The organism is Ketobacter sp. MCCC 1A13808, from assembly GCF_009746715.1.
Taxonomy (GTDB): domain Bacteria; phylum Pseudomonadota; class Gammaproteobacteria; order Pseudomonadales; family Ketobacteraceae; genus Ketobacter.
The window spans coordinates 228692-239625 of record NZ_VRKW01000008.1 but is presented as its reverse complement, the minus strand read 5'-3'; the positions used below and the strand labels follow the sequence as shown (position 1 = coordinate 239625).

General features: G+C 46.3%; 6 protein-coding genes. 4 read left to right on the top strand and 2 right to left on the bottom strand.

Annotated features, from left to right (window positions below; all coding sequences use genetic code 11):
- Window positions 1-283 precede the first annotated feature (283 nt).
- The 3 genes from FT643_RS15765 to FT643_RS15755 all read left to right on the top strand — a co-directional run bounded on the left by FT643_RS15765 (window position 284) and on the right by FT643_RS15755 (window position 6816).
- Complete coding sequence (locus tag FT643_RS15765) at window positions 284-2530, top strand: Tn3 family transposase (RefSeq protein ID WP_156872375.1); 2247 nt, start codon at window positions 284-286, stop codon at window positions 2528-2530.
- A gap of 262 nt (window positions 2531-2792) precedes the next feature.
- On the top strand, window positions 2793-3932 hold the full coding sequence (locus FT643_RS15760) for a tyrosine-type recombinase/integrase (RefSeq protein ID WP_232340242.1): 1140 nt from the start codon (window positions 2793-2795) through the stop codon (window positions 3930-3932).
- Window positions 3933-4590: 658 nt separating this feature from the next.
- The gene (locus tag FT643_RS15755; RefSeq protein ID WP_156872373.1) at window positions 4591-6816 is read left to right on the top strand and encodes an NADP-dependent isocitrate dehydrogenase; all 2226 of its coding nucleotides are present in this window, start codon (window positions 4591-4593) and stop codon (window positions 6814-6816) included.
- A 90-nt stretch (window positions 6817-6906) separates the two neighbouring features.
- Here FT643_RS15755 and FT643_RS15750 read toward each other — a convergent pair whose 3' ends face one another.
- Window positions 6907-8058 carry a spirocyclase AveC family protein gene (locus tag FT643_RS15750; RefSeq protein ID WP_156872372.1) on the bottom strand — a complete coding sequence of 384 codons (1152 nt, stop codon included), beginning with the start codon at window positions 8056-8058 and terminating at the stop codon, window positions 6907-6909.
- Window positions 8059-8275: 217 nt separating this feature from the next.
- Here FT643_RS15750 and FT643_RS15745 point away from each other — a divergent pair, with 217 nt between their 5' ends.
- Window positions 8276-8836, top strand: coding sequence for a TetR/AcrR family transcriptional regulator (locus tag FT643_RS15745; RefSeq protein WP_198043604.1), 561 nt, complete (start codon window positions 8276-8278; stop codon window positions 8834-8836).
- On the opposite strand, the gene FT643_RS15740 is transcribed toward FT643_RS15745, so the two are convergent.
- A complete protein-coding gene (locus FT643_RS15740) occupies window positions 8828-10876 on the bottom strand; it encodes a CocE/NonD family hydrolase (RefSeq protein WP_156872370.1) in 2049 nt (682 codons plus the stop codon). The genes FT643_RS15745 and FT643_RS15740 overlap by 9 nt on opposite strands.
- Window positions 10877-10934 lie beyond the last annotated feature (58 nt).

Sequence of the window (10934 nt, the reverse complement as noted above, 5' to 3'; positions counted from 1 at the left end):
AACCACACAACAGAGGGAAAGGAAGACTGGTAATAACAGAATTGTTTAGGCCATAATCGGCCGTATTAGGCGGGTCAATATTCGGTGCAAAAGCCGGGTCAAATTTAGATGCAAATTAACAACCAAGACGTCTAAAATACGCGAGAATGTCGCAATATACGATACGCTCAAGCCACTCTACGATATTGCACTTCCAATCGTAAGCGAGCTGGATTTTACAAAAGATGGACTTAAACGCTACGCACTATCCGTTCATCGGCGGCAGGTTTTTCAGGTTAATCGTTTGAAAGATCATGATCGGCATCTTCACCTTGCCATTTTTATCACTCACCAATTTCAACAGCTGGTCGATATTCTGGTCGAAACGTTTCTGGCCTCGGTGAAAACAGCAGTGAACAAGGCCGAGAATCTTGCCAAAGAAGAATACTACAAACAACGCCAGGAGCAATCTGGCCATACGCAAGCGTTAGTAAAGGATACGGTTGATTTAGTGTCGTTGGTGGAAAAACTTAAAGAGACGCTGAACAACCCTATTCTGAGTGATTCAGAGAAAGTCGAAAAAGCGATTCGCTTGATAAGCCCGTCAAAGATATCCACGGAAAACGTAAACGCTCATGTAAAAGATGTCCAGGAGGACTTAGATAAAATCAGCGGACAGGCTCTTGAAATGCTCTTTTTGGAAGAAGGCGCCACGTCGCTTCAGCTCAAGTGTAGCGATATTCTTCGGCGGCTCAATTTCGATTGCGACGTGAAAAGCAACAAGCTGCTAAAAGCAATATCGCAGTACCAAGCGAAAAACGGAAAGGTTGATGATACATTCCCAGTCGGGTTTCTTACGAATTCAGAAACCGGCTACGTTGACACGAAAGACTCCTTCCGCGCAAAACTGTATCGCATTCTGCTTTATAAGCACACTGCCGCTGCCATTAAAGACGGCACACTGAGCATTGTTAACTCAAATCGTTACCGACAGCTAGAGCAGTATTTGATCTCGCGGGAATACTTTCAAAAAAATCGGGATCACATACTAAATTTAGCGGACATGGCTGATTTTAAAGATGTTAAAAAATTGGTTGAGCACTGGGAACTCGAATTGGATGCGCAATACAAGGAGACGAACGAGCACATACTGGAAAATATAAACGAATATATTGAGACAGATGGCCTTGGTGGATTTAAGCTAACGTATGAACGAAATACTCGGGCTGAAGTCCTGTTAGAAATGGAAAGCGACGTAGCTCTGTTTCCGGATGATCAATACATTCGAATAGCAGAAGCGTTAAGTACAGTGAATGCTGCTTCGGGGTTTCTTGACGAGCTTGAACACAACAGTATCCGATACCGCAAGCCCAGGCCTGAAGATAAAAATTTCCTGGCGGGAATAATTGCGCTAGGTGAACACTTGAGCGTGCCAAAATTATCTAAATTGGCTAGGGAAATTGAACTGGCAACGTTGGAATCCACGACCAATGGCTTTTTTACGCTTGAGAATTTGAGACGAGCAAACGATGCCGTTATCCGTTTCGTCAATCAACTTCCACTGGCCAAAGTATTCATTGGAGACTACGGCTTGCAGACATCAAGCGATGGCCAGAAATGGACCGTCGCATATGAGTCACTCAATGCAAATAAGTCATTTAAATATGGTGGTCGTGACCCCGTTGTATCGGCCTATACTTTCATAGATATACGAGGGATGTTCCCTTACTCAATGGTGATCAGTGGTTCCGAATTTGAAGCACACTATATGGTGGATGGGTTATTGAAAAATGATGTAGTGAAATCAGACCTTCACTCCACGGACTCTCACGGATACACGGAAGCCATATTTGGCCTTACGCATTTATTGAAATTTTCTTTTGGACCACGCATAAAAAATCCCGGCAAAAGAGTTTTATACTCCTTCAAAACTCCCACTTTCTATAAGAAAAAAAGCTATCCGATCTTTCCAAGGGAACGGATTAATAGAGATAAAATTATTGATAATTGGGAAGATGTTCTTCGTCTATGCGCATCAATCAAGCTAGGCGAAGTTACTGCGTCTCAAATCTTCAAACGATTAAACTCATACTCACAAAGCAATCCTCTTTACGAAGCACTAAAAGCATTTGGAGGTATTCCGAAAACGTTGTTCTTGCTCCGGTATGCCGACGATGTGGGTATGCGAAAAGCCATCCACCGCCAGTTAAATAAAGGTGAGGCAGGGAACAAGCTTGATCGAGCGCTGGCCATTGGACGGGCAGATTATGTGCAGACAATTAAGGAAGACCAGGAGATCGCAGAGACCTGCAAACGACTACTTAAAAATGTCATCGTTTGCTGGAATTTTATGTATCTCTCCAAACGTCTGTCAGAAGCCAAAACAGATGTTGAGTATTCCCTGCTACTAAAAAAGATTAAGGCGTCGTCTATGCTGGCTTGGGAACATTTTGTCTTTCATGGCGAATTTGATTTTTCACAGAACTCCCTAAAAGACTCTCAACAGATAGATTTACAAAAAATCCTTGATCCAGACCTGATCAAAGAGTAATCGATCATCGCCGTTTTACAGGAGAGTGGCCGACACTCTCCTCGTTTTCCCAAATATAACACCGCTTTTGAGCATCGTTCCGGGAAAAGAAATATCGTATAACCTATTGTATTTAAACGTTATTTTCTAAAACCTATAGTTGTTTTTCGAGTTTTGTTTAGGATTTCCCTTCATTGGTAATCCATTCAAGCAAACCCGGTTCGATGCCAGTCGCTTTACGTTTGAAACCATAAAGGGGTCAGACCAGGATCTCGAATATGCGTTGAAATTCCTCTACAGTTACAACGGCAGTGTGGCTACTTATAACAGCTACCGAAGAGAGCTTGAGCGTTTTCTTCAATGGAGCTGGAACGTAGAAAAGACCTCGGTATTAAATCACCGGCGGGAAAATATCGAAGAATTCATTAACTTCTGCTTCAATCCGCCGCTCGCCTGGATTGGTACTAAAAATGTTTCACGCTTTGTTAGAAGAGCAGGCGTTCGAGTCCCGAACTCGCAATGGCGGCCGTTTGTTGTCAATATCTCTAAACAGGATTTTCGCAACGGCATTGAGATTGACAAAAAACAATACTCACTATCGCAAGCCGCCGCTAAAGGTGTTTTTACTGCGCTGGTTTCGTTTTACAACTATCTGATTGAAGAGCAACTCACAGACGCCAATCCGGTAGCGTTAATACGTCAAAAAAGTAAATATATCCGCAAGGAACAGATGAAACCCGTGGTTCGACGTATCAGCAACCTTCAGTGGGATTATGTTCTGGAGATCGTCGAAATAATGGCTTCAGAGAATCCGGAACAACACGAACGATCACTGTTCATAATGAATTGCCTTTATTCCATGTATTTACGAATATCAGAATTGGTTGCTGACGAACGTTCCGTTCCTGTTATGGGCGACTTTAAACGGGACCAGGATGGCAACTGGTGGCTACATGTTATCGGCAAGGGTAATAAAAGCCGGAATATCACCGTATGTGATGATATGTTAAATGCGCTCAAGCATTATCGTAGTTACCTTGGTTTAACACCATTGCCGGAGCCAAACGATAAGACGCCGTTAATCGCGAAAGCAAAAGGCAAAGGTTCAATAACCAGTACGCGACATATTCGTTTAATCGTTCAAACTTGTTTTGATACCGCATTTGATCGCATGGAAAAGGATGGTTTGGTGGACGATGCGATGGATTTGAAAGTGGCTACCGTGCATTGGTTAAGGCATACAGGAATATCTGAAGACGTGAAAGACAGACCGCGGGAGCACGTTAGGGATGACGCCGGACACGCTACAATGGCGACGACCGATCGGTATATCGAATCTGATTTACGTGAGAGGCACGCGTCAGGGCGTAAAAAGCGCGTCAGGGAGGCTGTTGAGTCTTCATCATTCATGGCTGCTGATTGATAAGTAGACAGCTAACTAATTCGGCATAATGTATATTATGTTAAATAGAGGCTTTCGCATATTCTTAAGTCTGTGAGTCAGTTTCAGGCTGATATGAGACTGACCCCGCTTGCCTTCTACTGATAGGTAAACATGGCCTCAGCAAAAAAAGTGTCGTTGTCTTCCGTTTTTGAAAGCATCGACTTGAATTCATCGATATTGCTGACCTCCAAAAACCCTCCTTTAAAGATACGGAACAAACTTATTACCACCCGTTTATTTTGGTGATCTGCACCTGATTGAGGGCGCGAAATTAAATCGAACTACATTAGATAAACGGAGAATCAGTGCGCAATAAGCAGTCGTCGGCCGTTAATGGGTGGCTAATAAATAGTCAGAATACCGCTTTGGTCATTAACGCTGATCCGCAACATCGCGAACAACCGGAAAGAAATAAATGCGCCTAGACTAACTCAACCAAATTAAATGCTTGCTCTTCAATATACTGAATATTAACCGAATAATACGTGTTTACCGCATGGCTTATTAAGCGCTTGATCTGTAAATAAAATTAATATTTCGGTACAATCCACCCTCTTAAATTTTTGTTAACAAACTAAAAGTGCCGATTCATTCTAGTTTGGTATTCTGTGGTCTAGGAAAATAACAGGTGTATCCCATGTCAGAAAGTAAATCGAAAATCATATATACACTCACCGACGAAGCGCCCGCTTTGGCGACCTACTCCCTGCTTCCAATCGTTAACCAATTCACGGGTACAGCGGATATAGAAGTGGAAACCAGTGATTTGTCCTTGGCGAGGCGTATTCTGGCTAGCTTTCCTGAGCGTCTAACAGATGACCAAAAAGTGTCTGACAACCTCAAGGAGTTGGGTGAACTAACCCAGAAACCGACGGTTAATATCATCAAATTGCCGAACATTAGTGCTTCCATCCCTCAGCTTGCTGCCGCGATTACCGAATTACAAAACAAGGGTTATGACATACCCCGTTATCCCAGCGATCCACAGAACGACGAAGAAGCCGAAATAAAAGACCGCTATGCCAAGGTGCTGGGCAGTGCAGTTAACCCTGTATTAAGGGAGGGTAATTCGGACCGGAGAGCGCCGGCATCGGTAAAGCGATATGCTCGCAATAATCCTCATTGGATGGGGAAATGGAGCCAGGCTTCCAGAACCCACGTCGCCCATATGCGTTCAGGCGATTTTTATCATAGCGATATCTCCACTACGTTAACACAAGCAGATACCCTGCGAATTGAGCTGGTGGAAGAAAGTGGAAAAGTTTCGGTTCTGAAAGAAGTTCAAGTTCAGGATAAAGAAGTGGTTAGTGCGCAGTTTATGAGTGCTAAAGCGCTGTGTAAATTTCTTGACGAAGAGATGGACGGAGCCCGAACCGCAGGCCTGTTGTTTTCGTTACACCTGAAAGCGACCATGATGAAAGTGTCCGATCCGATCATCTTCGGGCATGCCGTCAGAGTGTATTTTAAGGATGCATTTGAGAAGTATGCCGATACCTTGGAAGAGCTGGGTGTAGAGCCTAATGAAGGTTTGGGTAGCGTGCTGCGATTAATCGATAATCTTCCGTACTCGAAACGTTCCGATATGGAATACGATTTTAGAAAATGCTATGAAAAGCGTCCGATGATGGCAATGGTCGACTCGGATAAAGGCATCACTAATTTGCACGTGCCGAGCGATATTATTGTTGATGCATCGATGCCCGCAATGATTCGCAACGGCGGCAAGATGTGGAGTGCCGATGGCAAGCTACAAGACACGAAGGCCATCATTCCTGACACCTGTTACGCCACTATTTATCAAGAGGTCATTAATTTCTGTAAGCATCATGATAAATTTGATCCAAGCACCATGGGCACAGTTCCTAATGTTGGTCTGATGGCGCAAAAGGCAGAAGAATACGGCTCCCATGATAAAACCTTTGAATTGCCCTGTGCTGGCACCATGCGAATAGTTAATTCCGCTGGTCAGGTTCTTCTACAGCATGAAAATCTTCAAACCGGTGATGTATGGCGTATGTTTCAGGCCAAAGATGGTCCGATTCAAGACTGGGTAAAACTGGCTGTTACCCGGGCGAGAGCCAGCAAGATGCCCGCCGTTTTTTGGTTGGATGAGTATCGTGGTCACGATAGGGAAATGATCAAAAAGGTAGAACACTATTTACAGTACCACGACACTGAAGGATTAAGAATCCGAATTCTTAATCCTGATATGGCCATGAGATATACGCTGGAAAGACTCATCCGCGGCAAAGACACCATCTCTGTTACTGGTAATGTATTGCGGGATTATCTGACAGACCTGTTCCCTATTTTGGAACTCGGCACCAGTGCGAAGATGCTGTCCATCGTACCGCTTATGAATGGCGGTGGCTTATTTGAAACCGGAGCCGGTGGGTCAGCGCCAAAACATGTGCAACAGTTCGTTGAAGAAAACCATTTGCGCTGGGATTCGCTGGGTGAATTCCTCGCTCTAGCTGTTTCTATCGAAGACGTTGCCACCAAATCAAATAACCCGAAAGCTCAAATCTTGGCGACGGCACTGGATGACGCCATCGAAAAGCTGTTAGAAGGCGGCAAATCGCCCTCAAGAACAGTCAACGAGTTGGATAACCGAGGCAGTCATTTTTATCTAGCGAAGTATTGGGCTGACGCATTGGCAGAGCAGTCTCATGATGCCGAGTTAAAATCGTATTTTACGAAATTAGCCAAGGACTTGGCGGATAACGAAGAGACTATCGTTGCTGAGTTGATGAATTGTCAGGGAAAACCGGTTGATATGGGCGGTTACTTTATGCCGGACTCCGATAAGCTAGAGAAGTTAATGAGACCAAGCGAAACGCTAAATTCATTAATAGATAGCTAGAAATAGCTAATTTATTGTATACCACTGGCGCCTATGTATTCGCGCCAGTGGACCCCTCCTCCCCCAATAGTTCCGCTCGGCTTATTGTTTTCAGTTACGTTCACCCCGTTCCAGGGGCACCACCCGTGGCATCTCGAACCCTTCCGGCAATATAAGTTTGCCCTCGGTATTGATGTAACCGGAATGCTTTGACACGATCGGCAAGCTTGGGTGCGGGCAGGCCTTGTCGGTGCCCTCGCCACAAATGCCGCTCATGAAATACGAGCGCTTTTGAATATCTTCGGGCCAGGGGTCGGCGTGTGTGCTGAGCCACTGGGCCGGTATCATATAGATACAGATAAAGCTTGTGCTGACCGCAGCGAAGATTGCCAGAAAGCGCGTTAGTTGTTGCATGACGAAACCACCGCCAACATGATCTAGCCCCCGCTCAACAACGGTACGTCCCTGACTGTCAGTAAAAAAGCGCAGGCTGCAAATAACCGTCATGACAGCGCCCCACATTAATCCCTCATAAAGCGGATATTGGTAATACGTACCGGCGTTGATCGACAAAGACTGAATAGCGCCTGGATAGGTATATAAACCGGCAGGCAACAGCACCAACCCTTCCATAATAAAGTCGAAAATATAGGCATACACGAACATACAGCCAATTAAGCGGCGGTTGCTGATGTGTGGCCAGCGTTGCTTCACTTTGCCCATGAACCAACAGCCGGCCATGATGGTTAGCAAGTTGCCATACCCATAACCGACAAAGTTGTTCAGCAACGGCTCTGAAACCATAGCCCCCGGCTCGTCCGGTGAAAGCCATCCCGGAACGTGTGGAGTCCAGGCACCCATATTCCACAGCCAGGAGTTATACAGGCACCAGGTATTGGTGTAGTTCAACAACGGATCAATGAACACCAATAGATTGAGGGCAAGCATAAGCATCCCGTCCAAGGTGATACGGCGCTCCTGGCGCCAGGGTCTAATCCAGAAATACCAGATAGCAAAAGGTAAGCCTGCCGTCAGGATGGCGGCGTTTCCTCCCAGAAAGAGCTTCATGTACATCGGCGGGTCGCTGACCCCGGTTGGTACCGGCGTGAAGTAAGGGCCGCTGATCCATTGAAACCCGACATAGAGTATGAACAGCAACATTGCGGCTCCAACCATGGCCCACATCTGAACAGTCATGGGTCGTGTTTGCGGTTGCGTCATCGCGCTCGCTGGTTTACCCGGTGTGCTGTCTGAATTGGTCATTATACGTTCCCCATTGGCTTTATTGATATGCAATACGTTCTTGCTTATATTTGTGCAATGAAGTGTTGCTTATCTTCGGTGCTGTGTCAATCCTCCGTTAAACCTGTATAATTTTGCGTCCTTCGGCAAACACATGAGAGTTATGAAATCGCCCGCTCAGAAGCCTCACAAAAAGGTCCACAAGCCGCATCTCTCGACCGCGTCAGACGCGCGTGCGGTGCGTAGCAGAGACAAAATACGGCAAGCGTTCCTGGTTTTGCTTGAAACCGCTTCATTGAATGACATCACTATCCGTGAGATCTGCGCAAAGGCGTCACTTAATGACGTGACGTTTTACCGACACTATCAAACCAAGGCGTGTTTACTTGAGGAAATCGCCACTGATGAAGTTAAGCAGCTGGTTGAACTCACGCTCCCGGTGTTTAACGCGGAGAACACCGCCGCCGCTGCGACGACGCTATGCACGTATGTCGATAATCACCGCAAGCTTTGGACAACGCTGTTTGTGGGGGGCGCCGCTGAGAGCGTACGCCGCACGTTGATCGATTTGTCGAAGAAGGTAAGTCACGCCTATATGGATTCCGAGGGATGGCCCCCTAAAGATTTAGCGGTGGCCATATTCGTAGCGTCGACAGTGGAACTCCTGACCTGGTGGCTACAACAGGAAGTGCCGTCTCCGATATCGGATGTCGCACAGATTTTTGAAGGGTTTATCGTCACACCCGCTCTCAACGCCGCCGTCGATCACAAGCAAGGTGCGACGAAAACATCAATTTAGCTCGCTGGTAGGAACCTTCAGTAACACAATGCCAGATGGGTATTCGGGGCTGTTATGGATGGTTGTTATGCCCTCTTTGGCGAGTTCCCTGCGTGGCAAATTAAGGATACCCTGAGCTTGGTTACTGGGACTTATCGAAACCCGTAATTTGTTTCCTTCCCGTATGAGCGCGCTGGTAGGAAAGATTTCCACTTGCAGTTTCACGACCTCTCCCGGCGTTAGCAGTTGCTCTTTGGTCTGGGTAAGGTAGTGGTAGGGTTGCACCATTTCGCCTGCAATAAAGCGGGATTTGCTCTCATCTACCGCCCGTGCGGAAGCCAGCAGCAGTCCATTGGTGATCGGATTAACCCGCCCCTTTGGTGTGACTTCGTCAATCCGAACAGAAATTACCGCATCTTGTGCGGTACTGGATACCCATAAATCAGCCTGCAAAGGGCCGTTAATATAGTAATCCTCCAACATGGGTTCTGTTTCAAAATTCAGTGCGTTTCGTTCCAGCCTGCGGTTGTCCCAATAACAGCGAGGCGCTGCGACGACACCGGCGATTCCTAATGTCCATTGCACATAACTGGGCGAACATCGGGTGCCGTCATTGATGTCGATTGAGGCCGTCAGTAAAGTACCGCCTTTGCTCTTACCGAAGCGGTAGCCCGCAAACTCAGGGGTGGCCATGCTACGAGCTTGCTCCGGTTCCGTTGGTGGTGATGTTGTCAGGTTGCCGTTACCATGCAAAAACCAGCGTTCAGGTAATGCCGATGGGTGGGGCCAGTCAGTGGCGTCGGAATACCCTTTCCACATCCCTTTTTTATAATTTTTAACGTATTGAGTCACTGGAGGGATATTATCTAAGCCAGTTTCCATGTCTTTCAGGTATCGATCAAACCATTGCAACATCAAGTTCAGTATCGGATCTGTTTTGTCTGTTCCTCGAATTGCTTGAACAAAATTACTGGCGTGGTCGCCATTGAAAATAACCAAGCGAGAATCAACTCTGTCTTTAAGACGTTCATACAACAGCGGTGCGTCGCGTTGAAAAATATCGTTCACTGCGCCAAGAATGAAGGTGGGAGCTTGTATTTTATCGATATGCGTGATGGGCGATCGTATACGCCAAAAATCATTGTCATAAGTGATTTCCGGGTCCCCCTCAAGAATTTTGTTCACCATGGGTAGATAATATTGATCAATTTGCTCCACGTGTCGCTGCGTAGCGCCATCTATTATCTCTTTGAGTTCCGGATACTGAAGTGCGGTGAGATCATTTAAAGTGGAGGTAAGGTGGGTTAGCGTGGCCCATGCGCTTAAGAACACGCCATTGAGCAGACCGCCGGTACCGACGGTTCCGCGCTGAGAATCCCCCATAGGCACACTGGCAAATATCGCTTTGATATCTTCAGGTCGTTGTTGTGCTGTGAATAAAGAAGTGATCGCCATATAGGACGCGCCGGCGACACCCAGATTGCCATCGTACCAAGGCTGTTGTTTGATCCAATCCACTACGTCACCGTATCCGGATTGTTCTTCAGCGCCGAGCAACTCCCAACCGCCTTCGGATACCCCGCTGCCGATAACATCCACTGATACCATTGCGTAACCATGCCGAACAATAAACGGATCGGGTCCGCCCAGCAACACAGCACCGGATACCGGTGTCGACGCCAGCATACCAACGTTGTAAGCACTTTGTGATAAAACCACCGGAAGTGGCCCTTCCACAGGCGTGCCTTTTTTATCTGCAGGTAAAGTCACGCGCAGGCCCACTCTGTGACCACTGGTGGTATCGATATACTGAAGTGGAAGTACTTTTATACGGGGGAAATCATAGGGGCGGTTATAAGCGCCTGTTTCATTGGAAGCTTTGGTTGAAGGCGCTGATCCGCTATCCGGTGGTGCGGGACTGACTTCGGCTAATGGTGTTTTTATTTCCGTTGGGTTGTCAGATTTTTGGTCAGGTAAGTTATTTGAACCACCACAACCGGATAAGACTATAAAATAAGTTAATAAAGTTATTTTCGTTATTATTGTTATTGTTTTTTTCATTATTTGATCTCCTGAAGCGAGATTTATATTACGTGTGCAAACGTAAAAAATCTACTCA